Genomic DNA, 25540 nt, shown 5'->3' on the forward strand with positions numbered 1-25540 from the left:
CTACGTCCGTCCGCGCCTCGTAGCCAGAAAGTTCACACAGATTCACACCACGTGCTCGGGTTCCTTGACCAGCACGTTCGCAACCGGTCAAGGTCGGGACGCCACGGCACTACGGGTTGGCGAAACGAAGCCCGTCCCAACTGAGGAGCACGTGATGACGGACAGCCCCCGCCCGCAGGACGGCCCGGACGGCTCCGGCGCCGACGGAGCCCGACAGGCCACCGACCTGGACTTCGTCGGGATGGACGGCGACTCCCCGTCCAACAAGTGCCCCGCCGTCCTCGCCGTTCCCGGAACCGGAGACCTGCTGCAGGTCGGCCGGAAGATCACCGATCCCGACACCCTCGCAATGATCGGTCGGCACACCGATATCGCTGACGACGAGGTCGCCATCTGGACGCCCGCCAACCTCAAGCCCGCCCTCCTCGAAGCGCTCAGCGGCAACTACGCGCCGGAGCAGACCGGGCCGGGCGAGCCGTCCTTCGAGGATCTCCTCGCCGCCACTGTCCGGTCCGTGGTGCACCTGGAGGCCCGCGACACCTACGACCCCACCAGTCCGGAGTTCTTGAAATGGCAGCAGGACGGCGACACTGCCTATGACTGGGACTCGTGGGTCGCCCTTGTCGGTGCCGCGGTCGACAGGGGGGTGCGGTTCCGGCGGCTGCGGATCGTGTCCGAGCCGGTCAGCGATTACATCCGCTGGGAGCACGCCATCAGCTACGGCAACGTCAGAGCAGGCGAGGAACTGCGATGGCTGCCCCGCCACCTGGCCTTCGACCTGCCGCACCCGGTCGCTGACTTCTTCCTCTGGGACCAGCGGCTCATCGCCTACAACTTCACCGCGGGCAATGGCGTCGACACAGGCCGAATGGAGTACGTGGCCGATCCCCGCCGCATCGTTCCGGTGGTGGGGATGTTCGAAATGCTGTGGGAACGCGGTGTTCCGCACTCTGACTACACGCCGTCCTGACCTGCTTCCAGCCGTTTCAGCGCCGAACGGATCAGTGCGGTCGCCGCGGTTCCCGTCGCTGCGAGCGCCCAGAGCCGCTCCCACATCGCTCTGTACAGCGCGACCTCGTCCGGCAGGGTCACCGAAAGGTAGCCCGACACCAGCTCCACCGTCACCAAGTGATCGTCGGTGATGTCGAACGCCTCCTCCGGGTGGACTCCGCGCCGGTCAGCGTCGGCGGGGATGATCCCGAGGAAGACGTTCGGGCGACGCCGCAGTTCCATCAGGTGCAGCAGCTGCTCGCAGTGAAGTCCCGGCGAGTAGGGGCGGTACCACAGCACCGGTTCCTCCAGCAGGAAGAACCACCGCGCATCCGGACGGGAGAGCAGACGCTGCCGGTCCATCCGTTCGGCGACGGCTGACTCGACCTCCTCGTGGGCCTGCCGCGTCTCCACCCGCTGCTCGACGAGTATCCCGGTCAGCGCGGCCCGGGTATAAGCCTCGGTCTGCCCCAAGCCCGGTATGACCTTCGGCTGGTACGACCGTGCGAAAGCAAGCTCTTCGTACAGTTGACGAATCGACCTCTGCGCCGCCTCTAGGCCGCCGCGGTTCAGTTGCGAGTACGGAACCCACATGCCGGCGACCGCGGCCTGCTCGGCCATCAACTGCCTGCGCCGCAGCTCGGACGCTCCACAGACCGTGCACCACACGTCCACGTGCCGGGCGGTGATCGTCCGCTGACCTTTCTCGATCATCGACACCGACGACGGGGCCTTCCACCCCGCTCGCTCGGCGAAGGCTCGCCCGGAAAGACCGCTGCCCTCCCGCAGAACGCGGAGTTTGGCACCGAGAAGCTCTCGCGCTGCCTGAGCGGACGATGAAGGCGAAGACGGCATGGTCCCGCCATCATGCCCCCAACCCTCACCGCCCTTCACACTCCCTGCGGGCACGGCGGTGCGCAATCACCGCAGGGCGTGATCCGCGTGATCGACGGCACACGACCACACGGCCTCGAATGCGTCGACGCACAACTTGATCACCGACGGGTCTTCGCTGAATTCGTCGTCGAGAGCGTGTCCATCCCCCGAGAAATGGTGGAACCGCACCAGCCGGTCGTCGAACACCCAGAAATCGTTGCCGGGCAGCGCCAGGTCAGAGGCGCGGCGCCGGGACAACCATCGGACCTGCTCTCCGGCCGGGATGTTGTGCCGACCGGTCACGGCATGCTCGAAGCGGATGTAGTCGGTGACCGGCTCCGAGACTAGGCGGGCGCGCCGGACGGCCACGCCACGGGCGACCGCTGAGCGGATGAGGTCGAACCATGCGGTGCCCGCGCCGAATCCTTCGAGCGTGCCGGTTGCTCGCCAGGCTAGATACTTCGGATCGTCCGGGGTGTAGGTGTCCCGCATCTCCAAGTGGATCGCGGAGAACTTCGCGGAGGCAAGCAATTCAGCGAACCTGAAGACTTTCCCCGACATCGGATATCTCCTGTGCCTTCAGCCCGAGATGTTTACGGCTTGAGGGCTTGGACGATGAGGGTCCCGACGTGGTCGGGTTTTGGGGCGTCCTCGACACGAGCGTCGAGGACGGCGAAACCGTGGTCGGTCAGGATGTCGGCCCAGGTGTCGGGCTCGTAGGCCCATCGATGGATCCATACCCGTCGGCCGGTGAGCCCGTCGCCGTACATTCCCTGGACGCCGTAGGCGTTCGGAACGGCCGGGGCATGGGAGAAAACGACCCTGCCGCCGGAGACCAGGCGGTCATGGACACGGGGGAGTAGATCGTCGGGATCGGTGAACCACAGCGCGCCCCAAATGGAATAGATCGAGTCCCATTGGCGGTCAGTACTGCCGAGATAGTCCACGGCGTTGCCGTGCTCGAAGCAGGCCCCGGGCAAGTGGCCCCAACGTCCACGGGCCTGGTCGCATTGGACGGGCGAAAGGTCCAGGCCGGTTGCAGCGATCCCTTTGGCGGCCAGAGCGGCGACGGCGTCGCCACGTCCGAATCCGAGTTCCAGGGTCGTCACAGGATCACCGAGTAGTTCGTCGCCAGGCCCGTGCCCGGGATACTGAGTCCAACCGAACGCGTTCTTCAGCGCCTCCTCGGGGCTGGACCGTTCGTCCCGCCTCTCGGCGTAGCGATCCCAGTAGCCGGTGCGGTCACTGAGGCTGGACGACATGGGCGAATCCTCGGAGCCGGACTGTGACGCGGACCCGCGCCACGGTAGTGCTGATCAGACGCTTGCGACCTCCAACTCGGCTCAGTGGCATGTTTGGTCGCTGCCCACGACGGCCAGGAACACGATCGTGCCGCCGGTGAGCCATTGGCTGTAGGACGGCCAGCAGCCGGTCTCGATCGCCTTCAACGCGCGCGCCGCGCGCTCTTCGCTGTTGACCCATTCGGGGACGGGCGTCATCGCTTTGTCCCGTACCTGATCCCATTCGCCGATCAGCCAGTCGCGGGCGGTTTGCGGGTCGGTGTGGGCGGCTGCGATGAAGCGCGGGGATTTGATGAGCCAGTCGACCGTCCGTGTAGGTGGGCGGTCTGGGCTGTTGAGGTCGAGGGTGTCGGTCTTGCCGAGCCGTTCCCATTCCTGCCCGCTGCCCGACCACTTGTAGCAGTGGAAATGCGTCGGTCGGACGGCTGGCGGCCCGGTTGTATCGGGTGCGATCCGATGTGCCACGGCGCGCGTCAGTTCCCGCCCATGTTGTTGCATTCCGGCGGGCAACAAGGGGACCGCTCGCCGTGCCAGAACTCCACGTCCACCCGATATCCGGTCGCCGCCAGTTGCGGAATCGTCGTCTCGAGGGCAGCGCCGTTCAGCATGGCCTCGTCCTGATAGGGCACGTGGTGGATGTATTCACCCGCGTGCTGCTGGCAGAATTCGCCGTACGCCTGCGAGCGCAGGATGAACGCGTGCCACGCCGGGTCAACGGGTGACGTCGGAACGATGCGCTGCCATGGCCGTCCCTCCCGGCGCGCCTGAACGATCTGCGCTTGTGCTTTGAGGAACACCAGCGCTTGCCCCATCATCCGCTCCGCGTAATCACGGGTGACATGGTGATAGCGCCGCAAATCCTCGACGAGAAGACCCCACACCTCAGGCGAGACGAGCTCCCGCGGATCCCTAGCGGCCATTGCCTGCCGGTTCATAGCGACGGTCATCGCTGACCTCCAGCGGGAGGCCGTGCTGCCTTCAGCAGCCACTCGAAGCAGGTCACACTGTTGCGAGAGAGATGCATGTACCCGAAGGTAGGGCCGAGCGCCTCGGCCGGCTAGGGCGTTTCCCGTTCTGTCAACAATTCATCGCGGATGGCTGTGACGAATGAGCGCATTTCGTCATCAAGTAACGCTGCCGCTGAGAGCCGCTGGAACTTCGCTAGGTAGAGTTCGATGTCCTTGGGCTCTCTGGTAGTGATCTCGCAATGCGGTATCTCCACAATGACGAGCCGGGCGTCGAACATCACGAAGGAAGATGTCGGGGGCTCTGGCAACGTCGTCCCGAGTTGAATTACCGCTATTTGGACATTGGGGAGCCTGGACAGCGAGATGATCCTGTCCAACTGCGTCGCGAGCATGGCGCGGGGGACGATCTGCCAGCGAAGGACGGATTCGGTCATTAGGAAATGGAAGCCGCAAGCGGGATCGTAGAGGGCCTCCTGGCGTTGCAGACGTGCGCCGATCGTACGGTCTAGAACGTCCTCGGTAAGGTGCTTTCCGGCGAGTACCGTGCGGGCGTATTCAGGAGTTTGCAGCAGCCCGGGCACGACGGATGGTTGAAACAGGCGCAGGAGGCTCGTTCGCGCCTCGATCGCCTGTATCTCCGCTTGATGTTTGTGAAAGCCCAGACGGCGGTAAAGGCGCCACGCGATCGCTTCTGTGGCCGCGACCCGAGCGGCCTCCAAGAACTCTGCCTTGACTTCCTCGGGGACGCCCAGCGCATTGAGGATGCGCTCTACATCGATAACACTGGGCGTAAGGTGCCCGTTTTCTATCTTCGAGAGCTTGCTTTTGGACATGACCGAATGACGGGCGACCGTACTGGCCGTCTGTCGTCCGGCCTGTCGGAGTTCCCTTAGCGCTGATCCGATATCCAGACCGTTCAGGCGTATCGCTCCCACCACACCCGGAACGGCTCAGCCTCGTCCATTGCGATGTCACGGTACCTAATGTACTCCGGAGTGCGGTCTTCGGAGAGCACCTCCGCGCCCAAGAACTCACCGACGTCGTTGTAGCGCATACTCACGACGGTGTTTTCGTCAAACATCCAGAAGTCCGTCAACTCTGGGAGGGGGTTCGGTTCGTTCGTCATATCGAGGATGAAGAATTCTTCGCCTGCCTCCTGATTGCGGTGGTATCCCCATCCCATCTCATACCGGAGGTAGTCCGAGAGTGGTCGGATGACAAGGTGAACGCGGTACATGCGTTTACCTGACTGCACGTGTTCCCGGACGGTGTTGACCCACGCGCCCTTCTTGTGCGCTTCGGGCTGTGGAGTACCTTCTAGAAAGGCATGGAACGTTTCTTGCTCATCCGGGATGGTGTAGGTCGCGAGCGTTTCGAGACGGAATGCTTCCTGCTCGAAAGTGCTGAACAGCTTGCCGAAGTCCTCAGGTGACACGTTCACGGAGGACCCTTTCGATGAGCTGTTCCACGACCGAGTCAGGAAGGAAGACGGCGGTTTCGTGGTCTGGAAGGCTCAATTGAGACAGTGTGGCCTGGTCCGTCACTGTCGGCCCTTGAAACACCCACCCTCCCGACGTCTTGCGAAATACCGTCGGGCAGGCCCACCCTCGCACGTTCCCGCCATCTTGGTTAAGTCACCCATCGCCTGCCTTTCCCATGAGGAGCTCTGTTTCCATGCTTGGGCCGCAGGCCGATCAACGTCAAGCATCCCTCGTTGACGGAACAGGAAACCGGTCATGGGAGACGAGGCCCTCACCGTCCGGTGATGTCGTGTCTCGCCTTCGCGCGCTCACAAGACCGCGCCTGGCGGGCCCCGCCCTGAGCCTCGGGCGGGAACTGAGCGGATGTGCTGGAGCCCGCGCCGGTGGCCAAGGCAGACGACGAGGGTGAGGTACCCGTCCACCCACGAGAACGAGTCCTGGCTGTCACGCACGGCTGCAGCACGGAGGAGGACCGGCCGGTCAGGGCCCTACCTTCTCGTCAAGGGCCGGCGTCCTACCTGCGCTTCACGGCCTCCGTGAAGATGCGCCAATCGGCGCGGGAGAGCATCAGCGCAGGTCCTGTGGGATCTTTGCTATCGCGGACGGCGATGGTGGGGTGAAGGTCGGCGACTTCGACGCAGTTGCTCGTCCCCACGCTGTGACTGCTCTTCCGCCACGTTGCGGTCGCCCGCATGTGGACTCCTTTCGCCGGGGGACGGAGGGTCAGGCGTCGTAGGCGCCCGCTCGGGCTTGTGCTGTGAATGATCGCCACGTCTCTGCGGAGAGGATCAGCCTTGGGCCGCTCGGGTCCTTGGAGTCGCGGATCGCCACTTGGGTCGGGAGGGCGGCGACCTCCACGCACTCCGCTGGTGAAGAGTTGGACCGTGTGCTCTTTCGCCAGGTCAGGTGGCGTTCCTCTACAAACAAGGGGAAGCTCCCTCGATGAGGTTCATGGCCGATTTCATCCGTCGCGTTCGCTGGCCTTTAGGTGGGCTGCGAGTGAACGCCAGTGTGTGCGTGTAAGGATCAGCTTGGGGCCTTCGGGGTCTTTGCTGTCCCGCATGGCAATTAGGTCGCCGAGGTTGGCAATCTCCACGCAGTTGCCGCCGTTATTGCCGCTCCGAGTGCTTTTGCGCCAAACAGTGCTGGTCAGATCCACTGTGGACCACCCTTCCGGGTTTGGGTCTCTCTAGGCCAACTGTAGCGCGATGTTGTGCATCATCTCGATTGTCTCTCCTGGACCGAGAGCTCGGGCGCGCAGGTGGTCGAACATGAGCGTGTAGCGCTTCACCTCGTCCGGCTTCTGGGTATAGAGCCCGCCTATCTGCTCTTCCAAGTAGATCTTGTCCGGGTCGCCGGGTTTCGGGAACTTCAAGAGTTGGAAGCTGCCATGCATGGCCGCGTGCTCCCCGGCGTCGAACGGGAGAACCTGCAACGTAATGTTGCGTCGTTCGGCTAGGGCGACAAGGTGGTCGATCTGCTCGCGCATGACTTGGTGGCCGCCGACCTTTCGTCGGATGACGGCCTCGTTGAGGACGAGCCACACGTTCAGCGGGTCGTCGCTGCTCAGTCGTGCCTGGCGGTTGACTCTGACGCTGATCTTGTTTTCGATCTCTTCGTCGTCATCAAGGGTCGGCGCGGTGGACATGATCGCCCGCGCGTAGGACTCGGTCTGCATGATGCCCGGCACCAGTTCGGCCTCGTATCCGAACAGGTCGGACGCGGTGGATTCCAGGACGACGTAGACCTGGAACCACTCGGGGATGGCTCCGGAGTACTTGTGCCACCAGTCTGGTTCCCGCGCGAGGCGGGCGAGTTCGAGTAGGGCCTCTTGTTCCTGGCCGGTCACTTTGTACAGCGTGGTCAGCCGTTTGACGTCCCGGACGAGTACGCGGCTTTTGTCGTTTTCGATGCGATAGAGCTTGCTGTCCGCCCAACCCATCTCCTCGGCGACGGCCTCCTGGCTCAGTCCGATCGCCTCGCGCTTGCGTCGCAACTCCTGCGCGAGCCGTGTGCTTGCGACGGTCGGTACGTGACGTCCCTTGGGCAATGCTCTCGACTCCTTCGATGATCATTTGAAGGGCTTTAAATGAAACCTTGTATTTAAGACTACCCGGGGTGCATGCTGGCGGACACAGAGTGCCACCGAGTGACCACGTGGCGCAGGAGAACGAGTGGCCCTGGGCGGGTGATGGCGCATCGGCCCAGGGCCTCGGGCCGACTGGGAAGGAGGCGGACCCGTGGCAGATTGCGCAGGCGGGCCGTTGGAGGAGTTGGCGGGAGAGCTTCGGCGGCGGGGGGTTCGGGTGGAGTCGTGTGAGGGGACGTTGGTCGCCGAACTCGGGGTCCACGGGGAGCGCGTGATCGCTTGTGACGGGACGTGGTTCCGGTGGGGCGGGGCGCGGGGGCACGTGCTCGGGGACGTCGGGCACGAGGCCGCCACGGCGGACCGGATCGTCATGGTGCTGCGGCAACTGGTTCGGTGGTCGTGATGGAGTGCCCATCGGCCAGCGTCACGGGCGGGTGCCTGGACGTGCGGTTTCTTGCGGCGCGGACGGCTCCTGCGCAGGTGCGGATGCTGGTGGAACTGCGGCTGGACGCCTGGGGCCTCGCGGTGCTGCGCGATGACGTGAAGCTGATCGCCAGCGAGCTGGTGACGAACGCCGTCCTGCACACGCCCGAGCGGGAGATCCGCGCGCGGCTCACTCGGGAGGCGTGCGGCGTCTGGCTGGGGGTTTGGGACTCGTCGGACGTCATGCCGGTGCGGAGGGATGACGGCGACGGACTCGGTGGTCGGGGGCTGCCGCTCGTGGCGGCTCTGGCCTCTGAGTGTGGGGCCTTCCGGGCCCTTCCGTACGGGAAATGGGTGTGGGCCCGGGTCGAGCGAAAGGGTGTGTGAGGTGGCGCGGGGTGTGTGTCAGGCGGTCGCCCGGTGGCGGCTCGTCCTGGAAGTGCGGACGCACCTGGGCCACGACGAAGCGGTGAGGCGGTTGGAGTTGCTGCGGGTCGCGCTCATGCCGAAGGGGTGGCGGTGCGTCGGGCTGTACGAGAAGCGCGAGTTTCGGTTCCCCGTTCCGTTGCTGTGGGTGTACGCGAGTGGTGCGGCCGATGACGTCGGGGCCGTGGTCACCGTTCGGGCGGTGCCGGGTGAGGCGTGGGGCTACTTCGAGGCGGGGAACGGGCGCGCCGGGTTCGTCTCGCCGTGCGGGGACGTCGAGGCCGCGGCCACGGCACTGGACCTCATCTTGAAGGACCGCCTGTTCCCCCGGCGGGACTGGTAGCGCTCCCGGTCAGCGGGATGTCCGAAGCCGTCCACCGCCCCGCTGATTAACGTCGTGGGTCGGACGGAGGACTGATGGACGACCCGATACCCGACGTGCTTGCTCCCGCGAAACTGGGGCCCGTCACCTTGCGGAACCGCGTGATCAAGGCGGCCACGTACGAGGGGCTCAGCAAGAACAGCCTGGTCACCGACGAGTTGATCGAGTTCCATGTGCGGCACGCCGCCGGAGGCGTCGGCATGACGACCGTGGCGTACTGCGCGGTCGCGCCGGACGGACGCACCCACCGCAAGCAAATCCTCTGGACGGACGAGGCCCTCCCCGGCCTGCGGAAACTGACCGATGCCGTGCATGGCGAGGGTGCTGCGGTCGCCGCGCAGATCGGGCACGCGGGGCCCGTCGCCGATCCCAAGGGAAACCGTGCGCCTGCGCTGGCGCCCAACCGGCGTTTCTATGCTGCGGCCACGGGATTCACCAAGGCCGCGACGCAGGACGATATCGAGCGGATCGTGCAAGGGCACGCTCATGCGGGGCGAATGGCGATCGAGGCCGGGTTTGACGCCGTCGAGATTCATCTCGGGCACAACTACCTGGCCAGTTCCTTCCTCAGTCCGAAGATCAATCGGCGGAAGGATGAGTACGGCGGGTCGTTGGAGAACCGGGCCCGGCTTTCGCGGGAGATAGCGCGGGCCGTGCGGGACGCCGTGGGCGACCGCATCGCGATCACGGCCAAGCTCAACATGGACGACGGCGTTCCCGGCGGATTCTGGCTGGACGAAGCCATCCAGGTCGCGAAATGGCTGGAGGCTGACGGTTCGCTGGACGCGCTCGAACTGACGGCGGGCAGTTCCCTACTCAACCCGATGTACCTGTTCAAGGGTGACGCGCCGCGCCGCGATTTCGCCGCCGCCATGCCTCAGCCGGTGAGGCTCGGCATAAAGCTCGTCGGCCGCTGGTTCCTGCGCGAATACCCGTACGAAGACCTTTACCTCCTCAAGGACGCCCGGCAGGTCCGCGCCGCCGTGAAAATGCCGCTGATCCTGCTCGGCGGCGTCACCGACAAGCAGGGCATGGACACCGCCATGGCCGAGGGCTTCCAGTTCGTCGCCATGGCGCGGGCGCTGCTCCGCGAATCCGACCTGATCAACCGCATCAAGGACGAGCCCGACACCGAATCGCTCTGCATCCACTGCAACAAGTGCATGACCGCGATCTACGGCGGGACGCGCTGCGTCCTCGTTGAGAGCTGAGGAGCGCGTGTGCGGGACGAGACCATCGCCGCGATGCTGCTGGCCAGGCTGGGGGACGCTCGCCCCGGCCTGCGCAGCCGCGACCGGACGTGGACCTGGGACGAAGTCGTCCGGGAGAGCGCGGCCCGCGCTGGGCTGGCCCGCGCGTTGCGTCGCGAAGGACCGTTCCATATCGGCGTGCTGCTGGAGAACGTCCCCGAGTACGTGCTGTGGCTCGGCGCGGCGGCGCTGAGCGGCGCGACGATCGTCGGGATCAACCCCACTCGCACCGGCTCCTACCTTGAGCAGGAGGTCCGGCACACCGACCTCCAATTGCTCGTCACCGATCGGGTCGGGGCCGAACTGCTGGACGGGCTCGACATCGGCATCCCGCCCGACCGTTTCCTGCTTGTCGATGACGATGGTTATCGAGCCGAGGTCGATAACCACATGTCCGAGCCTGCACACGACCCCTCGATCACGCCCAAGACGCAGATGCTGTTGCTGTTCACGTCCGGGACGACGGGTGCGTCCAAGGCGGCGCGCTGTTCGCAGGGCAGGCTCGCCGAGTTAGGACGCAACAACAGCGCCAAATACGACGTCAAGCGCGACGACATCAGCTACTGCCCGATGCCTCTCTTCCACGGCAACGCGCTGATGGCGCTCTGGGCGCCGTCGCTCGCGGTCGGTGCGACGGTCGTGCTGACGGAGAGGTTCTCCGCGTCCGGATTCCTCCCTGACGTGCGCTATTACGGCGCGACATTCTTCACCTACGTCGGCAAGGCCATCGGCTACGTCCTCGCGACACCGGAACAGCCGGACGACAGGGCCAACACCCTCACCCACGGGTTCGGCACCGAAGCGTCCCCGGAAGACAAGGCCGAATTCCGTCGCCGCTTCGGTGCGCAACTCCTTGAGGGGTACGGCTCCAGCGAGAGCGCTGGGATGATCAAGCGGGTGCCGGATACCCCGCCGACCGCGTTCGGTAAGCCCGCCCGCGACGGCGTCCGGATCGTCAATCCGGAGACCCGCGAGGTCTGCGCGCCCGCCGTTCTGGACGAGCACGGCCGCGTCACCAACGCCGAAGCCGCCATCGGTGAAATCGTCGACATCGAGGGCACCGACCGCTTCGAGGGCTATTACAAGAACCCGGAGGCGGACGCCGAGCGCATCCGGCACGGCTGGTACTGGACGGGCGACCTCGGCTACGTCGACGGCGACGGCTTCCTCTATTTCGGCGGACGATCCGGCGACTGGATCCGGGTCGACTCGGAGAACATCTCCGCGCTCCTCACGCAGAACGTCGTCCGGCGGCATCCGAAGGTCGTGGACGCGGTCGCGTTCGGCGTCCCCGATCCGCGCTCCGGCGACCAAGTGATGGCGGCCATCGAGATACCGGACGGCGTCGAATTCGAGGATCTCGACTTCCCCGCCTTCCTCGCCGCTCAGGACGATCTCGGCACCAAGGGCGCGCCGCGTTTCGTCCGCGTCTCGCACGCGCTGCCGACGACCGGCTCCGGAAAGCTCAGAAAGAAGGAGATGCAGCTCGACGGCTGGCGCACCGCCGATCCCGTCTACCGCTGGGCCGGACGGGGCGCGCCCGAATACACGCTGATGACCGAGGCCGACAAGGAGGCGCTCCGCGCGGAGTTCGCCGCCGCCGGACGTCAGCGCTTCCTTCCGTGAGGGGTGTGTATGGATCTGCGTGAGACGGCGGCGCACCGGGAACTGCGCGCGGAGCTGGGAGCCTATTTCGCGAAACTGCTGCCCGCTGACGTGCGCCGCCGTGCCGGGGAGCAGGGCGTCGGCGGCGACCGCTTCCGCGAGATCGTCAAAATGCTCGGCAATGACGGGTGGCTCGGCTACGGCTGGCCCGAGGAGTATGGCGGGCAGGGGAAGTCGATCGCCGAGCAGTACGTGTTCTTCGACGAGGTGCAGCGGGCCGGGCTTCCGTTCCCGTTCGTCACCGTGAACACGGTCGGCCCGACGTTGATGCGCTACGGAACGGACGAACAGAAGCGCGCATATCTGCCCGGCATTCTCTCCGGCGACATCGTTTTCGCCATCGGCTACACCGAGCCCGAGGCAGGCACCGATCTCGCGTCCCTGCGGACGAAGGCCGTCCTCGACGGCGACCATTTCGTCATCGACGGCAGCAAGGTGTTCACCAGCGGCGCGAACACCGCCGACCACATCTGGCTCGCCGCCCGGACCAACCCGGATGCCCCCAAGCACAAGGGCATTTCCATCCTGATCGTACCGACCGACGCCGACGGGTTCTCGTGGAGCCCGATTCAAACTGTCGGCGGAATGGTCGTCACGGCCACGTACTACAACGGCGTCAACGTGCCCGCGTCGGCCGTGGTCGGGGACGTCGACGGCGGCTGGACGCTGATCACCACCCAGCTCAACCACGAGCGCATCGGCCTCGCCGCGCTCGGCGGCCGGATGGTGCGGCTGTGGGAGGACGTCCGCGACTGGGCGCGCGAGAACGGCGTCCTCGACCTGCCCTGGGTGCGCGCCGACCTGGCCCGGACGCACGCCAGGCTGGAGGCGATGCGGCTCATGAACTGGAAGATGACCATGGCCGTGGAGGCGGGCACGCTGACCGGCGCGCAGGCCGGAGCCGCGAAGGCGTACGGGACGGAGACGCACATCGACGTCCAGCGCACCCTGACCGGCATCCTCGGCGCGGCCGGACGCATCCGCCCCGAGTCGCCCGGCGCCGTCCTGCACGGGCAGATCGAGCAACTCTCCAGACAGGGAATCGTGAACACGTTCGGCGGCGGCGTCAACGAGGTGCTGCGCGACATGGTCGCCGTCCAAGGGCTCGGCCTGCCGAGGTCGAGGCGCTCATGACCGACTACGAGGCCCGCCTCCAGGCGTGGACGGGACGCGAGCTGATGGCGCCCCGCTTCGGGCAGGACGCGGTCAACGTCCCGATGATCCGCCATTGGGTCGAGGCAATGGAGGACGACAATCCCGTCTACCTAGACGAGAAAGCAGCAAGGGCAACGGGACGCGATGGAATCGTGGCGCCCGCGTCGATGATGCAGGCGTGGACGATGCGCGGCTACGCGGCGTCCGTCCGGCCATCCAACACCCCATCGGCCGCAGATGAATTGACCGAGTTGCTCGCCGAGGGCGGATACACGTCCGTCGTCGCGACCGATTCGGATTTCGAGTTCCACCGCGAACTGGTGCCGGGCGACCGCGTCAGCGTGGAGGAGACCGTCGAGTCGATCTCCCAAGAAAAGAAGACCGCGCTCGGCGCGGGCCGCTTCATCAGCACCCGCAAGACCTACCGGGACGCGAATGGCGATGTCATCGCGACTCAACTGTGGCGGATACTCCGCTTCCGTCCCACCGAAAAGCCGCCCGAGAAACCTCTGCGCCCGCAACCCGCGATCAACCAAGACAACAAATTCTGGTTCGACGCGGCCCGCGAGCACCGCCTCGTCATTCAGCGGTGCGTCGAATGCAAATCGCTGCGGCATCCGCCCGGCCCGTGCTGCCCGCAATGCGGCTCCTTCGACTGGGACACGGTCGAGTCGACCGGTGAAGGGCACGTCTACACCTATGTCGTCAACCATCATCCGCGCCACCCGGCATTCGATTACCCGCTGGTCGTCGCGGTGATCGAGCTGGCGGAGGGGACGCGGCTGATCGCCAACCTCACAGGCGTCGAACCCGCCGACGTCGAGATCGGAATGCCGGTCGTCCTCGACTGGATCGACCCGGACCCCGACCTTTCCCTGCCCGCGTTCCGTCCCGCCGAGAAGAAGGACAGCTGATGGACTTCACCCTTGGCGAGGAATTGGAGGCCGTCCGGGACCTCGCCCGGCGGATATTCACCGACCACGCCACAAAGGAACGGATCAGGGCCGCGGAGCGATCGGTCACCGGGTTCGACGAGACGCTCTGGACTGCGCTCGCCGACGCGGGCCTGCTCGGCGTCGCGCTGCCCGAGGACGCGGGAGGCGCCGGACTCGGCGTGGGCGGGCTCGCCGTCCTGCTGGAGGAGCAGGGCCGCGCGGTCGCACCCGTCCCGGTGTGGCCCGCCGTCGTCGCCGCCCTCACCGTCGCCGGGCACGGCACGCCTGAGCAGCGCGAACTCCTCCCCGCGTTCGCGGACGGCTCGCAACGCGCCACCCTCGCGCTCGAAGAATTCACCCCGGGAGAGCCGCGGTGCGTTGCCACCCCCGCGAACGACGGCTGGGTTCTGACCGGGACGAAGGCGGTCGTCCCGACCCCGTACGGCGCGAGCCACGTGCTGGTCGCGGCCCGCTCGGCGCGCCCCCAGGACGGCCCCGGCCTCTACCTGCTCGACGCGACCGCGCCCGGCACGTCCTGGGAGCGCGCCGAGACCACCGCCCACGACGGCGCCGGTCACCTCACGCTGGACGCGGCCCCCGCCCGACCCCTCGGCCCCCAAGCGCTCGGCGCCGCGCTACAACTGGCGCGCGTCGCGGTCGCCGCCGCCCAGGTCGGCGTCGCCGAGGGCGCGCTGAGCCTGGCCGCCGCCCACCTCGCCGGACGGGAGCAGTTCGGACGCCCGCTCGCCGCGTTCCAAGCCGTCCAGCACCAGCTCGCCGACTGCTACATCGAGATCGACGCGCTCCGCGTCTGCCTGTGGCACGCCGTCTCGCTGATCGCAGCAGGGGAGGACGCCGAGTCCGCCGTGCTCGTCGCCAAGTGGTGGTCGGACGAGGGCGGGCTGAACGTCGTCCACCGCGTCCAGCACCTGCACGGCGGGATCGGCGTGGACGTCGACTACCCCGTACACCGGCACTTCCTGTGGGGCAAGCAGCTCTCCGGGACGCTTGGCGGCGCTTCCGCCGACCTGGCCCTGCTCGGGGCGGCGCTGTGAGCCGCCGCTTCGAGGACGTCGCCATAGGCGACGAACTGCCTCCGCTGAACGTCCCGCTGACCCGGACGCTGATCGTCGCGACCGCCATCGCGAGCCGCGACTACCAGGACGTCCACCACGACCCGTCCCTAGCCGTCGAGCGCGGCTCCAAGGACGTCTTCATGAACATCCTGACGACGAACGGGCTGGTCGACCGGTATGTGACCGGCTGGGCGGGGCCCGCCGCCGTCGTCAAGGCGATCAAGATCAGGCTCGGTGCGCCGAACTATCCGGGCGACACGATGGTGCTGACCGGGTCCGTCTCGGCCAAGCACGCCGACGGACGCCGCGTCGAGATCGCCGTGCGCGGCGTCAACGGGATCGGACCGCACGTCACCGGCACGGTCGTCGTCCAACTCGAAGGGGAGGACGGGGCATGAGCGTGCTGCCGGGCGCCGCCGCGATCGCGGGCATCGGCGCGACCGAGTTCTCCAAGGACTCCGGACGCAGCGAACTGCGGCTCGCCTGCGAGGCGGTGCTCGCCGCCGTCACCGACGCGGGGCTCCAGCCGTCCGACGTGGACGGCATGGTCACCTTCACCGCCGACACCAGCTCGGAGATCCACATCGCCCGCAACCTGGGCATCGGGGAGCTGAGGTTCTTCTCCCGGATCGGGCACGGCGGGGGAGCGGCGTGCGCGACCGTCCAGCAGGCGGCGATGGCCGTCGCGACCGGCGTCGCGGACGTCGTCGTCTGCTACCGCGCGTTCAACGAGCGGTCCGGCGAACGGTACGGGCTGGGGCAGGCGGACCGCCCGATGGGGGCCAGCGCGGACCGCGCCGCCTACTCGTGGATGACGCCGTTCGGCCTCGCGACGCCCGCGCAGTGGGTCGCGATGTTCGCCCGCCGCTACATGCACGAGTACGGCGTGACCAGCGAGGACTTCGGCCGCGTCGCCGTCGTCGACCGCCGCCACGCCGCCGCCAACCCGGCCGCCTGGTTCTACGGGCGTCCGATCACGCTTGAGGACCACCAGGCGTCCCGCTGGATCGCCGAACCGCTCCGCCTCCTCGACTGCTGCCAGGAGAGCGACGGCGGGCAGGCCGTCGTCGTCGTGTCGGCCGAGCGGGCCCGCGACCTTCCGCACCGTCCGGCGCTGATCTGGGGGGCCGCGCAGGGGTCCGGCAACGACCAGCACATGATGACGAGCTACTACCGCTCCGAGATCACCGGCATCCCCGAGATGGGCCTGGTCGGACGTCAGCTCTACGCGCAGTCGCGGCTCACCCCGGCCGACGTCCAGGCCGCGATCCTGTACGACCACTTCACGCCGCTCGTCCTGCCGCAGCTCGAAGAGCTGGGCTTCTGCGCCAAGGGCGAGGCCAAGGACTTCGTCGCGGACGGCAACCTCGAACTCGGCGGACGGCTCCCGTTCAACACCCACGGCGGGCAGCTCGGCGAGGCGTACATCCACGGGATGAACGGGATCGCGGAGGGCGTCCGGCTCGTGCGCGGCACCTCGCCGAACCAGCCGGGCGACGTGCACAACGTCCTGGTCACCGCCGGGACGGGCGTCCCGACGAGCGGCCTGATCCTCGGCGCGGACGCCTAGCGAGCCGACGCGGAAAGGGTGCGTTAGCCAGGTTTTCACCGCCGCGACGGCCCCGCGTACCGCCGTCCGGCAACCGTCCCGCCGCCCGTCGTCGCAGGTCAGCCACCCAGCCGCGGGGAGCCAAGGGCAGCTTCCGCCCAACGCGCCCCGCGCCTTGGGCAAAGCGTGACATTTAAGACACTTACCGTAAATGTCACGGTCCTAGTGCCGCCGTTCCCGCCCCCTCAGGAGCCCCCGCCCTGGCCGGGAACGGCCGCAGGAGGGCACTCCATGCGACGAATGGTCCTGTTCCCGCTGCTCGCCGTCCTCGGCGCGGTGCTGCTCGGCGTCCTCGGGACGCCGGCGTCCGCGACCCCGCCGAACATCCCGTCCGCCGCCACGGCCGCGTCGAGGCTGGCCGAGCTGACCGTCGCCGCCGAGTCCCACGGCGACACCTACGACCGCAGCCTCTTCCCGCACTGGATCACCATCTCCGGGACGTGCAACACCCGCGAGACGGTCCTCAAGCGGGACGGGACGAACGTCGTCACCGACTCCTCGTGCGCCGCGACGTCCGGCTCCTGGTACTCGCCCTACGACGGCGCCACCTGGACGCTGGCGTCCGACCTCGACATCGACCACATGGTCCCGCTCTCGGAGGCGTGGGCGTCCGGCGCCTGGTCGTGGACGACGGCCCGCCGCCAGTCCTACGCCAACGACCTCGGCGGCCCGGAGCTGTGGGCCGTGACCGACAACGTCAACCAGGCGAAGGGCGACAAGGACCCGGCCGAGTGGCAGCCGTCGCGCACCGTCTTCCGCTGCACCTACGCCCGCGCGTGGATCCAGGTGAAGTGGTACTACGGCCTCACCGTCGACAGCGCCGAGAAGAACTCCCTGACCACGATGCTCGGCACCTGCTGACCACTCCGCCGCGGGCGGCGTCCGGCCGCCCGCGGCCGGCGGTATCGGTGAGCGGGACCGCGTGATGCTCGCGCGCCCAGGTGACGGTCATCATGGAAAGTTATGGACGAGCTGACGATTCCGGGCGTGCTGGCGCGGGCCGCCGAGGAGTTCCCGGACGCAGAGGCCGTCGTGGACGGCGACGTCCGCGTCACCTACGCCGAGCTAGGGGAGGGGGTGCGGGAGGCGGCGGGCGCGTTCGCCGCCGCCGGGATCGGGCCGGGCGACCGCATCGCGATCTGGGCGCCGAACAGCCTGCGCTGGATCGTCGCCGTGCTCGGCGCGCTGCACGCGGGCGCGACGCTCGTCCCGCTGAACACCCGGTTCAAGGGGGACGAGGCCCGCTGGCCGCTGACCAAGGCGGAGGTTCGGATCCTGTTCGTCGAGGACGGGTTCCTCGGCATCGACTATCCGGGCATGCTCGGGCTCGACGCCTCCGGCGACGTCCCCGGACTGCCCGCGCTGCGGACGATCGTCACCTTCAACGGCCCCGCGCGGCCGGGCGTCACCGCCTGGGACGACTTCATCGCCTCGGCCGCCGCACCGGCAGGCGCGGCGGCCGTCCAGCCAGGTGACATCGCCGACATCCTGTTCACGTCCGGGACGACGGGCCGTCCCAAGGGCGTGATGTGCACGCACGAGCAGAACGTCCGCACGTTCCTGGCGTGGGCCGGACGGACGGGCGTCCGCCCCGGCGACCGGTACCTCATCGTCAACCCGCTGTTCCACTCGTTCGGCTACAAGGCGGGCGTGCTGGCGTGCCTGCTGATGGGCGCGACGATGGTGCTCCAGCGGACGTTCGACGTCCCCGAGACGCTGGAGCTGATCGAGCGGGAGAGGGTCACCGTCCTGCCGGGGCCGCCGACGATCTACACGTCGCTGCTCGACGCGCCAGGCCGGGACGGCCGCGACCTGTCCTCGCTGCGGCTCGCCGTGACGGGCGCCGCCGACGTGCCGGTGGCGCTCGTCCGGCGGATAAGGGCCGAGCTGTTCCCGCAGGTCGTGACCGCGTACGGGCTGACCGAGGCGACCGGGACGGTGTCCGCCTGCTCGGTGGACGACGACGCCGAGACCATCGCCACCACCTGCGGCAGGCCGATCGCCGACGTGGAGGTCGCGATCGTCGGCGAGGCGGGCGAGCGGCTCCCGGCGCGGACGGACGGCCGGGTCCTCGTCCGCGGCTACAACGTGATGAAGGGCTACCTGGGCGACCCGGAGGCGACGGCCGCCGCGATCCAGGACGGCTGGCTCGACACCGGCGACCGGGGCCGCCTCGACGAGCGCGGCAACCTCGCCATCACCGGACGGACGAAGGAGATGTTCGTCGTCGGCGGGTTCAACGTGTACCCGGCGGAGGTCGAGGACGTTCTCGCCCGGCACGACGCCGTCGCCGAGTCGGGCGTGGTCGGCGTCCCGGACGCCCGGCTCGGCGAGGTGGGGCGCGCCTACGTGCGGCTCCGCCCCGGCCGCGCGGCGACGGCGGACGAGCTCGTCGCCCACTGCCGGGAGCGGCTCGCGAACTTCAAGGTCCCGCGGGAGGTCGTCTTCGTGGACGACCTCCCGAAGACCGCGTCCGGCAAGATCCGCCGCGTCGAGTTGAAGGGGCTCGTCACAGAGCGGCCATGACCCGCGCCCGGTGCTCGGACACCGAGCCCCACGCCGCGTACAGGGCGCGTGCCTTCCGGATCCACAGCGACGGGTCGTACTCGTCGGTGTAGCCGATCGCGCCGTGCACCTGGAGGGCGGTCTTGGCCGCCCCGTAGGACGCCTCGGACGCGGCGACCTTGGCGGCGGACACGTCGCGCGCGAAGTCCGGCGTCCCGTACGACAGCGCCGCCCCGTAGACGAGCGGGCGGGCGAACTCCAGCTCGACCAGCGCGCTCGCGAGATGGTGCTTGACCGCCTGGTACTCGCCGATCGGACGCCCGAACTGCCGCCGCGTCTTCGCGTACTCGACGGAGACGTCCAGCAGCGCGCGGCCGAGCCCGATCTGCTGCGCCGCGCACAGCAGCGCCCCGAAGCCGGTGAACCCGCCGCCCTCGGGGACGCGGAACAGCCGCCGCGCCGGGTCCAGCGACGTGACCCGCTCCCCGGCCGCGCGCTCGACGCCGTCCAGGGTGAGGACGAGGTCGGCGGCGTCGGCGTCCAGCGCGTGCGGGACGGCGAGCGACACGACCGCCGCGCCCTCCGCGATCCGCCGCAGCCACGGCGACTCGCCCAGCAGCTCCGCCGCCGCGAGCGTCTCCACATAGGGGCCGGGGACGGCGGCGCGCCCGAGCTCCTCCATCGCGACGACCAGTTCGACCGGCAGCAGCCCGGCCCCGCCGAACTCCTCGGGGACGGCCAGCGCGAACACTCCGGTCTCCGCGACCGCCGACCAGAGGGCGCGGCCCGGGGCCGCGTCCCCGGCCGCCCACGCGCGGATCGCCTTCGGCGTCCCCGCCTCCGCGAGCAGCTTCCGCAACGTCGCGCCGAACATGGCCTGCTCATCCGACAGAACGAACTTCATCGTGAACCCCTCGGAAGGTTGAGCAGGCGTTCGGCGATCACGTTGCGCTGGATCTCGTTGGTGCCCGCGTAGATCGGTCCGGCGAGGGAGAAGACGTAGTTCTCCAGCCAGTCCGACTCCAGCTCGCCGTCCGGGCCGAGGAGGTCGAGGGCCGTCTCGTGGAGCGCGACGTCCAGCTCCGACCAGAACACCTTGTTCAGGCTGGACTCGGAGCCGATGTCGTCGTCCCGCGAGATCGTCTCGAAGCCCTTCAGCCGGTACGCGCGGGACCTGATCCAGGCGTCCGCGACCCGGTCCCGCAGCGCCGTGTCGGACGGGTCGGCCCGCTCCTTCCACAGCGCGACGAGCCGCTCCGCCGCCGCCGTGAAGCGGCCGGGGGAGCGCAGGGTGAGGCCGCGCTCGTTGCCCGCCGTGGCCATCGCGACGCGCCAGCCGTCGCCGGGGTCGCCGATCACGTCCTCGTCCGGGACGAACACCCCGTCGAGGAACAGCTCAGCGAACGCGGGCTTGCCGTCCAGGCGTCCGATGGGGCGGACGGTCACGCCGTCCGCGTCCAGAGGGAACATCAGGTAGGTGAGCCCGCGGTGCCGCTCCGCCTCGGGATCGGAGCGGAACAGCCCGAACCCCCGGTCGGCGAACGCGGCGCGCGAGCTCCACGTCTTCTGCCCGTCGAGGAGCCAGCCGCCGTCCGTCCGGGTGGCGGTGGAGCGCAGGCCCGCGAGGTCGCTGCCCGCGCCGGGCTCCGACCACGCCTGCGCCCAGATCACCTCGCCCGCCGCCATCGGCGGCAGCACCCGCGCGAGCTGGCCGGCCGTGCCGTGCTTGAGCAGCGTCGGCGCGAGCAGGTTGATGCCGTTCGCGCTGACCCGGCCCGGCGCGCCCGCCGCGTAGTACTCCTCCTCGAAGATCAGCCAGCGCAGCGCGGACGCGCCGCGCCCGCCGTACTCCGCCGGCCACGACACGACGCCGAGCCGGGCCGCGCCGAGCGCCCGCTCCCACCCGCGGTGCGCGGCGAAGCCCGCCGCCGTCTCCAGCGACGGCAGCGGCTCGGCCGGGACGTGTTCGCGCAGCCAGGCCCGCACGTCGGCGCGGAACTCCTCGTCCGCCGCTCCGAATCCGAGGTCCATCTCGCCCCCCTTCTTTCTAACAATTGTTTGGTAGAGTAAACGCCCGGCGGCCGGTCGCGCGAGCCCCCCTCCCGACTTCCGGGGACGGCCCCCGGCGAAGCCCGGCGCGCGCCGTCCGGGGACCGCCGGTTGGGACCGCTTGGCGAGTAGACGCCGCCGCCCGCCGCGCTTCGCCCGATGGAATCTGTCAAACCCCCCAAGAGCGGACTTATCGTCCTGCCGCTGAGTCAATACTTCTCATCCGGCCCGTCTCGCCGAGGCAAGGCCCGTCCTCACCCGACCGAGGATGAGAGGTGATCAGCCGACGGGACCGCCGACGCCGAGGTCGGCACGAGGACCGCGCGCATGTCGGACGCCCGTCGAACCGCTCCCGACGGTGAAGGAAACAGGCATGAAGACACCGGGCAAAGCACCGGGCAGAACGCGGAGATGGCTGCTTCCGGCGGTCAGCGCGGCGGTGGTCGCGCTCACTCCCGCGATCCCCGCCGCCATGGCCGACGACGGCGGCGGCGCCGCCAAGATCGCGGCGTGTACGGACGGCACGACCGTCACCACGGACAAGGGCCCCGTCTGCGGCACCGTCGCCGACGGCGTCAAGACGTGGCTCGGCGTGCCGTACGCGGCCCCGCCCCTCGCCAACCTCCGCTGGGCCGCGCCGCAGCCGCACGCGGCGTGGACGACCCCGATCCAGGCCACCGAACAGGGCCAGCCCTGCGCGCAGCCGCAGGGGCTCGGCAACCAGTCGACCAACGAGGACTGCCTGAAGGTCAACGTCACGGCGCCGCAGAACGCCAGCGGCCCGCTGCCGGTGATGGTCGAGCTGCACGGCGGCGGCTTCAGGTTCGGCGGGCCGTCCGACGGCAAGGCCCTGGTCAAGGCCGGGCCGGTCATCCACGTCGGCGTCCGCTACCGGCTCAACGTGATGGGCTTCCTCACGCACAAGGGCTTCGGCGAGCACGCGGGCAACTACGCGTTCCGCGACCAGCAGGCCGCGCTGCGCTGGGTCCAGACCAACATCGCGAAGTTCGGCGGCGACCCGAAGAACGTGACGATCTTCGGTGCGTCCGCGGGCGGGTCGAGCGTGTGCGCCAACGCCGTCTCGCCGGGCTCGAAGGGGCTCTTCCAGAAGGGCATCCCGCAGAGCGGCGAGTACAACTCGCGGCTCGGCAACGACGTCCAGTGGCAGCCGCAGGACTGCGCCGCCAAGCTGCCCACCGAGGCCGAGGCGCAGGCGGCCGGTGACCGCTTCGCCGCCGCCGTGGGCTGCGGGAACGTCGCCGACGCGGCGGCGTGCCTGCGGGCCGTCCCGGTGGAGAAGCTGCTCCAGCAGGCCGGCGGGGGCGTCGGCGCCAACGTCGGCACCCAGGGCCCGGTCGTGGACGGCGAGGTCCTCCCGCAGTCGCCCGGCCAGGCGTTCGCCGACGGCAACATCAACGACATCGTGATGATGCACGGGGTGAACCGCGACGAGACGCAGCTCCCCGCCGCCACCACGCCGGACCAGTACAAGACGAACGTCCAGCAGCAGTACGGTCCGATCGCGGACCAGGTCATGAAGCTGTACCCGATCGAGCGGTTCCCGGACCCCACCGGGTTCATCGCCTACCGGACGATCGTGGCCGACTCCAACTCCGTCTGCCCCGCGCTGGTCATCGACCAGCGGATGGCCAAGAAGATCAAGGTGTACGCCTGGCAGAACGACAACGCCGACGCGCCGCCGATGTTCTTCCTGGACAAGACGAAGCCGAACGGCGCGTACCACATCAGCGAAAGCGCGTTCCTCAGCCCGATGCCGAACCAGGCCGCGCTGACCCCCAACCAGGCCGCGCTCGCCGCGCAGGTCGTCACCCAGTGGACGGGCTTCGCCCGCACCGGGACGCCCGAGGTGCCCGGCACGCCCGCCTGGTCGCCGTTCACCACGTCCGACAACGCGGTGCTTTCGCTGGTCTCGGCCGGTGACAGCGAGCTGACGCGGGAGATCTCGCAGCAGCACCACTGCGACTTCTGGTCGAAGTACGTCGCGTTCAAGAAGTGAGTTGTTGTGGGATGCCGCAACGTGTGCCGTACGTGCCAGATGTCGCACCCGCCCCTTGATCGTCCCCGGTCGCGCGGATTCCATGAAGCCATGGGAGCCACAGTGATCGTGGTCGTCGTGCGGTCCGGGGAAGGCGGGGACCGCAGGGACGACGGCGCCGACGAGCTGATTCCCGTCGGGCTGGGGCGCGCGGTCCGGTTCGTCCGGCGCTCGGACGTCCGGTACGCCGAGGCGCAGGGCGACTACGCACGCCTGTACACGCAGGCGGGCAGCCACCTCGTCCGGGTCTCCCTCGCGGCCCTTGAGGAGGCATGGGGGGACGCGGGCTTCGTCCGCATCCACCGGTCGCACCTGGTCTCGCTCGCGCACGTCGACGAGATGGTCGTCGAGTCGGGGCGGTGCACGCTCCGGGTCGGCGGCGCGCGGTTGACCGTGAGCCGGCGCAACACGGGCGCGCTCCGGGACCGGCTGGTCCGGGGCGTGCTGCCTGGGGCATCCCGCAACGCCCGGGCACCGCGGGGGGCGCGCGACCCCCGCGGTTCCCGGGCCCTGCCCAGCCCCTGAGATCCCCGCCAGAAAACCCCTGCTCCGAGCCGCCGGCTCGTGGGCTGCCAAGCTCCTGGCCCCAGAGGGTCCGGATGATCTGAGGCTCCGGCGCACCGGAGCCTCGCACCCCCGCCAGCCTCGGGCCCACGATCGCCTCCGGGCCCGAGGCGTCCAGCTCCCGAAGGGAAATCGAGACATGCGTCTCACGAGACGTGCGGCCGCGCTGGTCGCCGCCGCGTGCCTGGTCGTGAGCGGAGCCGTCGCCTCCGGGCCGGCCGCGTCCGGGCGCCCGCGCGCCGCGGACTGGCCGTCCTGGCAGAAGGACACGAACGGCACCCGCTACAACCCGGCCGAACGCGCCATCACGCCGGAGAACGTCGGCAACCTGAAGCTCAAGTGGGCCTTCGGCTTCCCGAAGCAGGCCGGCGCCCCGCACAGCCAGCCCGCCGTCGTCGGCGACACGATCTACTTCGGCGGCCCGGACGGGATCTACCGGGCGGCCGACGCCAAGACCGGCAAGGTGAAGTGGCAGTTCAACGTCGGCACCGTCGGCACCGGCCAGGCGCAGGTCCGCGACGGCGCCGCCGTCGCGGGCGGCAAGGTGTTCTTCGGCGACACCCGCGGCTACTTCTTCGCCGTGGACCAGGCGACCGGCAAGCTCGCCTGGTCGCAGCGCGTCGACACCACCGTCAGCGCCAACACGACCAGCTCCCCGATCGTCTACGAGGGCCGGGTCTACGTCGGCGTGTCCAGCGGCGAGAACATCCTCGGCAAGGACCACGCCTGCTGCACGTTCCGCGGCCACCTCGACGCGATGGACGTCAACACCGGCAAGCTCGACTGGCGCTACTACACCGTCCCCGAGCCGAAGCAGAACGGCACCTGGCCGAACGGCCAGCCCCGCTACGAGCCGTCCGGCGCCGGTGTGTGGAGCACCCCGTCGATCGACCCGGAGACCAAGACCATCTACGTCGGCACCGGCCAGAACTACACCGGCAGCGGCGGCCACTTCGACTCCGTCCTCGCGCTTGACACCGCGACGGGCAAGGAGCGCTGGACGCGCAAGATGACCGACGTCGACACCTGGCGCCGGGAGTGCAACAGCCAGTCCCCCGAGGACCAGAAGTACTGCCCGAACCTGAAGGACGGCACGGCGCTCGACTTCGACCTCGGCGCTGCCCCGAACGTGTTCACCGCGGGCGGCAAGCGGCTCGTCGGCATCGGCCAGAAGGTCGGCGTCTACCACGTCCTCGACGCCGCCACCGGCGACATCGTGTGGCAGCGCCAGTTCTCCACCCCGATGCCGGGCGGCGGGCTGAGCGGCATCCAGTGGGGGACGAGCTTCGACGGCCAGCGCCTCTACATCGCCACCTACATGGGCAACCCGGGCACGCTGTACGCGGTCGACCCGGTCAACGGCCACGTCATCTGGACCACGCCGAACCCGTCGGACGGCTGCACCACCGGCGGCGCGGCCCAGTACCCGAACGTCTGCAAGCTCGCCCACCCGCCCGCGGTGTCGAGCACGCCCGGCATCGTCTGGGAGGGCAGCGGCGACGGCAAGTTCCGCGCCTACTCGTCCGAGACCGGCAAGGTGCTGTGGGCGTTCGACACGATCGCGGACTTCCCGACCGTCAACGGCGGCACCGGACGGGGCGGCGCCCTCTCCGGCGGCGGCGGCGCGGTCATCGCCGACGGGATGGTCTACGTCCTGACCGGCGAGATGTTCGTGAACTACCCGAACGACAAGGGCTACGTCCTGCTGGCCTTCGGCCAGTGATCCAGTGATCGCGCCCT

29 protein-coding genes are annotated in these 25540 nt (G+C 68.8%); 16 read left to right on the forward strand and 13 right to left on the reverse strand.

The annotated features are described in order from the left end of the window. The first annotated feature begins 154 nt into the window (after nt 1-154). Complete coding sequence (locus FXF65_RS05340; protein ID WP_148348576.1) at nt 155-970, forward strand: DUF6879 family protein; 816 nt, start codon at nt 155-157, stop codon at nt 968-970. On the opposite strand, the gene FXF65_RS05345 is transcribed toward FXF65_RS05340, so the two are convergent. The 11 genes from FXF65_RS05345 to FXF65_RS05395 form a co-directional block, all read right to left on the reverse strand. Next, nucleotides 955-1845: a helix-turn-helix domain-containing protein gene (locus FXF65_RS05345; RefSeq protein WP_148348577.1), complete on the reverse strand. Its 891-nt coding sequence runs from the start codon at nt 1843-1845 to the stop codon at nt 955-957. The genes FXF65_RS05340 and FXF65_RS05345 overlap by 16 nt on opposite strands. A gap of 66 nt (nt 1846-1911) precedes the next feature. Beyond that, nucleotides 1912-2427, reverse strand: a complete 516-nt coding sequence (locus FXF65_RS05350) for a DUF6879 family protein (protein WP_148348578.1) — start codon at nt 2425-2427, stop codon at nt 1912-1914. A gap of 32 nt (nt 2428-2459) precedes the next feature. After that, nucleotides 2460-3128, reverse strand: coding sequence for a class I SAM-dependent methyltransferase (locus FXF65_RS05355; RefSeq protein WP_148348579.1), 669 nt, complete (start codon nt 3126-3128; stop codon nt 2460-2462). 81 nt (nt 3129-3209) lie between these two features. After that, nucleotides 3210-3632, reverse strand: a complete 423-nt coding sequence (locus FXF65_RS05360) for a hypothetical protein (RefSeq protein WP_148348580.1) — start codon at nt 3630-3632, stop codon at nt 3210-3212. An 8-nt stretch (nt 3633-3640) separates the two neighbouring features. Next, complete coding sequence (locus tag FXF65_RS05365; RefSeq protein WP_148348581.1) at nt 3641-4114, reverse strand: glycine-rich domain-containing protein; 474 nt, start codon at nt 4112-4114, stop codon at nt 3641-3643. A gap of 110 nt (nt 4115-4224) precedes the next feature. Continuing rightward, nucleotides 4225-5073 carry a helix-turn-helix domain-containing protein gene (locus tag FXF65_RS05370; protein ID WP_222868380.1) on the reverse strand — a complete coding sequence of 283 codons (849 nt, stop codon included), beginning with the start codon at nt 5071-5073 and terminating at the stop codon, nt 4225-4227. Continuing rightward, on the reverse strand, nt 5052-5576 hold the full coding sequence (locus tag FXF65_RS05375; RefSeq protein WP_148348582.1) for a DUF6879 family protein: 525 nt from the start codon (nt 5574-5576) through the stop codon (nt 5052-5054). Before FXF65_RS05375 ends, FXF65_RS05370 begins: the two co-directional genes overlap by 22 nt. A 554-nt stretch (nt 5577-6130) precedes the next feature. Next, nucleotides 6131-6310: a DUF397 domain-containing protein gene (locus FXF65_RS05380; RefSeq protein WP_148348583.1), complete on the reverse strand. Its 180-nt coding sequence runs from the start codon at nt 6308-6310 to the stop codon at nt 6131-6133. Between the two features lie 29 nt (nt 6311-6339). Next, complete coding sequence (locus FXF65_RS05385) at nt 6340-6543, reverse strand: DUF397 domain-containing protein (protein WP_148348584.1); 204 nt, start codon at nt 6541-6543, stop codon at nt 6340-6342. Nucleotides 6544-6577: 34 nt separating this feature from the next. After that, nucleotides 6578-6775 carry a DUF397 domain-containing protein gene (locus FXF65_RS05390; RefSeq protein ID WP_148348585.1) on the reverse strand — a complete coding sequence of 66 codons (198 nt, stop codon included), beginning with the start codon at nt 6773-6775 and terminating at the stop codon, nt 6578-6580. Between the two features lie 30 nt (nt 6776-6805). Then, nucleotides 6806-7666, reverse strand: a complete 861-nt coding sequence (locus tag FXF65_RS05395) for a helix-turn-helix domain-containing protein (RefSeq protein WP_148348586.1) — start codon at nt 7664-7666, stop codon at nt 6806-6808. Nucleotides 7667-7922: 256 nt separating this feature from the next. Between FXF65_RS05395 and FXF65_RS05400 the strand changes: the two genes are divergently transcribed. From FXF65_RS05400 to FXF65_RS05455, 12 genes are all read left to right on the forward strand, one after another. Beyond that, nucleotides 7923-8108 carry a hypothetical protein gene (locus FXF65_RS05400; RefSeq protein ID WP_148348587.1) on the forward strand — a complete coding sequence of 62 codons (186 nt, stop codon included), beginning with the start codon at nt 7923-7925 and terminating at the stop codon, nt 8106-8108. A gap of 83 nt (nt 8109-8191) precedes the next feature. Next, nucleotides 8192-8515 carry an ATP-binding protein gene (locus FXF65_RS05405; protein ID WP_148348588.1) on the forward strand — a complete coding sequence of 108 codons (324 nt, stop codon included), beginning with the start codon at nt 8192-8194 and terminating at the stop codon, nt 8513-8515. A gap of 1 nt (nt 8516) precedes the next feature. Continuing rightward, nucleotides 8517-8897 carry a hypothetical protein gene (locus FXF65_RS05410; protein ID WP_148348589.1) on the forward strand — a complete coding sequence of 127 codons (381 nt, stop codon included), beginning with the start codon at nt 8517-8519 and terminating at the stop codon, nt 8895-8897. Between the two features lie 74 nt (nt 8898-8971). Next, the gene (locus FXF65_RS05415) at nt 8972-10147 is read left to right on the forward strand and encodes an NADH:flavin oxidoreductase (protein ID WP_148348590.1); all 1176 of its coding nucleotides are present in this window, start codon (nt 8972-8974) and stop codon (nt 10145-10147) included. Between the two features lie 9 nt (nt 10148-10156). Next, on the forward strand, nt 10157-11812 hold the full coding sequence (gene casI, locus FXF65_RS05420; RefSeq protein WP_148348591.1) for a steroid-22-oyl-CoA synthetase: 1656 nt from the start codon (nt 10157-10159) through the stop codon (nt 11810-11812). 9 nt (nt 11813-11821) lie between these two features. Then, nucleotides 11822-12985, forward strand: coding sequence for an acyl-CoA dehydrogenase family protein (locus tag FXF65_RS05425; protein ID WP_148348592.1), 1164 nt, complete (start codon nt 11822-11824; stop codon nt 12983-12985). Then, a complete protein-coding gene (locus FXF65_RS05430; protein WP_148348593.1) occupies nt 12982-13920 on the forward strand; it encodes a bifunctional MaoC family dehydratase N-terminal/OB-fold nucleic acid binding domain-containing protein in 939 nt (312 codons plus the stop codon). The genes FXF65_RS05425 and FXF65_RS05430 overlap by 4 nt, the downstream gene beginning before the upstream one ends. Continuing rightward, a complete protein-coding gene (locus FXF65_RS05435; RefSeq protein ID WP_148348594.1) occupies nt 13920-14996 on the forward strand; it encodes an acyl-CoA dehydrogenase family protein in 1077 nt (358 codons plus the stop codon). Before FXF65_RS05430 ends, FXF65_RS05435 begins: the two co-directional genes overlap by 1 nt. Beyond that, nucleotides 14993-15415, forward strand: a complete 423-nt coding sequence (locus FXF65_RS05440) for a MaoC family dehydratase (protein ID WP_148348595.1) — start codon at nt 14993-14995, stop codon at nt 15413-15415. Before FXF65_RS05435 ends, FXF65_RS05440 begins: the two co-directional genes overlap by 4 nt. Then, nucleotides 15412-16587: a lipid-transfer protein gene (locus FXF65_RS05445; protein ID WP_148348596.1), complete on the forward strand. Its 1176-nt coding sequence runs from the start codon at nt 15412-15414 to the stop codon at nt 16585-16587. The genes FXF65_RS05440 and FXF65_RS05445 overlap by 4 nt, the downstream gene beginning before the upstream one ends. Before the next feature lie 270 nt (nt 16588-16857). Next, the gene (locus FXF65_RS05450; RefSeq protein WP_148348597.1) at nt 16858-17487 is read left to right on the forward strand and encodes an HNH endonuclease family protein; all 630 of its coding nucleotides are present in this window, start codon (nt 16858-16860) and stop codon (nt 17485-17487) included. Nucleotides 17488-17589: 102 nt separating this feature from the next. After that, a complete protein-coding gene (locus FXF65_RS05455; RefSeq protein WP_148348598.1) occupies nt 17590-19152 on the forward strand; it encodes a FadD3 family acyl-CoA ligase in 1563 nt (520 codons plus the stop codon). Here the strand turns inward: FXF65_RS05455 and FXF65_RS05460 are convergent. Next, a complete protein-coding gene (locus tag FXF65_RS05460) occupies nt 19136-20035 on the reverse strand; it encodes an acyl-CoA dehydrogenase family protein (protein ID WP_148348599.1) in 900 nt (299 codons plus the stop codon). The genes FXF65_RS05455 and FXF65_RS05460 overlap by 17 nt on opposite strands. Further along, nucleotides 20032-21162: an acyl-CoA dehydrogenase family protein gene (locus FXF65_RS05465; protein WP_148348600.1), complete on the reverse strand. Its 1131-nt coding sequence runs from the start codon at nt 21160-21162 to the stop codon at nt 20032-20034. The genes FXF65_RS05460 and FXF65_RS05465 overlap by 4 nt, the downstream gene beginning before the upstream one ends. A gap of 391 nt (nt 21163-21553) precedes the next feature. Between FXF65_RS05465 and FXF65_RS05470 the strand changes: the two genes are divergently transcribed. From FXF65_RS05470 to FXF65_RS05480, 3 genes are all read left to right on the forward strand, one after another. Continuing rightward, the gene (locus FXF65_RS05470; protein ID WP_148348601.1) at nt 21554-23197 is read left to right on the forward strand and encodes a carboxylesterase/lipase family protein; all 1644 of its coding nucleotides are present in this window, start codon (nt 21554-21556) and stop codon (nt 23195-23197) included. Between the two features lie 90 nt (nt 23198-23287). After that, nucleotides 23288-23761 carry a LytR/AlgR family response regulator transcription factor gene (locus tag FXF65_RS05475; RefSeq protein ID WP_246198372.1) on the forward strand — a complete coding sequence of 158 codons (474 nt, stop codon included), beginning with the start codon at nt 23288-23290 and terminating at the stop codon, nt 23759-23761. A 178-nt stretch (nt 23762-23939) separates the two neighbouring features. Next, complete coding sequence (locus FXF65_RS05480; RefSeq protein WP_148348603.1) at nt 23940-25523, forward strand: outer membrane protein assembly factor BamB family protein; 1584 nt, start codon at nt 23940-23942, stop codon at nt 25521-25523. The last annotated feature ends 17 nt before the right edge of the window (nt 25524-25540 follow it).

This window comes from Actinomadura syzygii (genome assembly GCF_008085905.1).
GTDB classification, from domain to species: Bacteria; Actinomycetota; Actinomycetes; order Streptosporangiales; family Streptosporangiaceae; genus Spirillospora; species Spirillospora syzygii.

Excerpts from the sequence above, each read along its gene's own strand:
- FXF65_RS05340 (WP_148348576.1), top strand. The coding sequence starts at position 155 with ATGACGGACAGCCCCCGCCCGCAGGACGGCCCGGACGGCTCCGGCGCC.
- FXF65_RS05345 (WP_148348577.1), bottom strand. The coding sequence starts at position 1,845 with ATGCCGTCTTCGCCTTCATCGTCCGCTCAGGCAGCGCGAGAGCTTCTC.
- FXF65_RS05350 (WP_148348578.1), bottom strand. The coding sequence starts at position 2,427 with ATGTCGGGGAAAGTCTTCAGGTTCGCTGAATTGCTTGCCTCCGCGAAG.
- FXF65_RS05355 (WP_148348579.1), bottom strand. The coding sequence starts at position 3,128 with ATGTCGTCCAGCCTCAGTGACCGCACCGGCTACTGGGATCGCTACGCC.
- FXF65_RS05365 (WP_148348581.1), bottom strand. The coding sequence starts at position 4,114 with ATGACCGTCGCTATGAACCGGCAGGCAATGGCCGCTAGGGATCCGCGG.
- FXF65_RS05380 (WP_148348583.1), bottom strand. The coding sequence starts at position 6,310 with ATGCGGGCGACCGCAACGTGGCGGAAGAGCAGTCACAGCGTGGGGACG.
- FXF65_RS05405 (WP_148348588.1), top strand. The coding sequence starts at position 8,192 with ATGCTGGTGGAACTGCGGCTGGACGCCTGGGGCCTCGCGGTGCTGCGC.
- FXF65_RS05415 (WP_148348590.1), top strand. The coding sequence starts at position 8,972 with ATGGACGACCCGATACCCGACGTGCTTGCTCCCGCGAAACTGGGGCCC.
- FXF65_RS05425 (WP_148348592.1), top strand. The coding sequence starts at position 11,822 with ATGGATCTGCGTGAGACGGCGGCGCACCGGGAACTGCGCGCGGAGCTG.
- FXF65_RS05430 (WP_148348593.1), top strand. The coding sequence starts at position 12,982 with ATGACCGACTACGAGGCCCGCCTCCAGGCGTGGACGGGACGCGAGCTG.
- FXF65_RS05435 (WP_148348594.1), top strand. The coding sequence starts at position 13,920 with ATGGACTTCACCCTTGGCGAGGAATTGGAGGCCGTCCGGGACCTCGCC.
- FXF65_RS05445 (WP_148348596.1), top strand. The coding sequence starts at position 15,412 with ATGAGCGTGCTGCCGGGCGCCGCCGCGATCGCGGGCATCGGCGCGACC.
- FXF65_RS05450 (WP_148348597.1), top strand. The coding sequence starts at position 16,858 with ATGCGACGAATGGTCCTGTTCCCGCTGCTCGCCGTCCTCGGCGCGGTG.
- FXF65_RS05455 (WP_148348598.1), top strand. The coding sequence starts at position 17,590 with ATGGACGAGCTGACGATTCCGGGCGTGCTGGCGCGGGCCGCCGAGGAG.
- FXF65_RS05460 (WP_148348599.1), bottom strand. The coding sequence starts at position 20,035 with ATGAAGTTCGTTCTGTCGGATGAGCAGGCCATGTTCGGCGCGACGTTG.
- FXF65_RS05465 (WP_148348600.1), bottom strand. The coding sequence starts at position 21,162 with ATGGACCTCGGATTCGGAGCGGCGGACGAGGAGTTCCGCGCCGACGTG.
- FXF65_RS05470 (WP_148348601.1), top strand. The coding sequence starts at position 21,554 with ATGAAGACACCGGGCAAAGCACCGGGCAGAACGCGGAGATGGCTGCTT.
- FXF65_RS05475 (WP_246198372.1), top strand. The coding sequence starts at position 23,288 with ATGGGAGCCACAGTGATCGTGGTCGTCGTGCGGTCCGGGGAAGGCGGG.
- FXF65_RS05480 (WP_148348603.1), top strand. The coding sequence starts at position 23,940 with ATGCGTCTCACGAGACGTGCGGCCGCGCTGGTCGCCGCCGCGTGCCTG.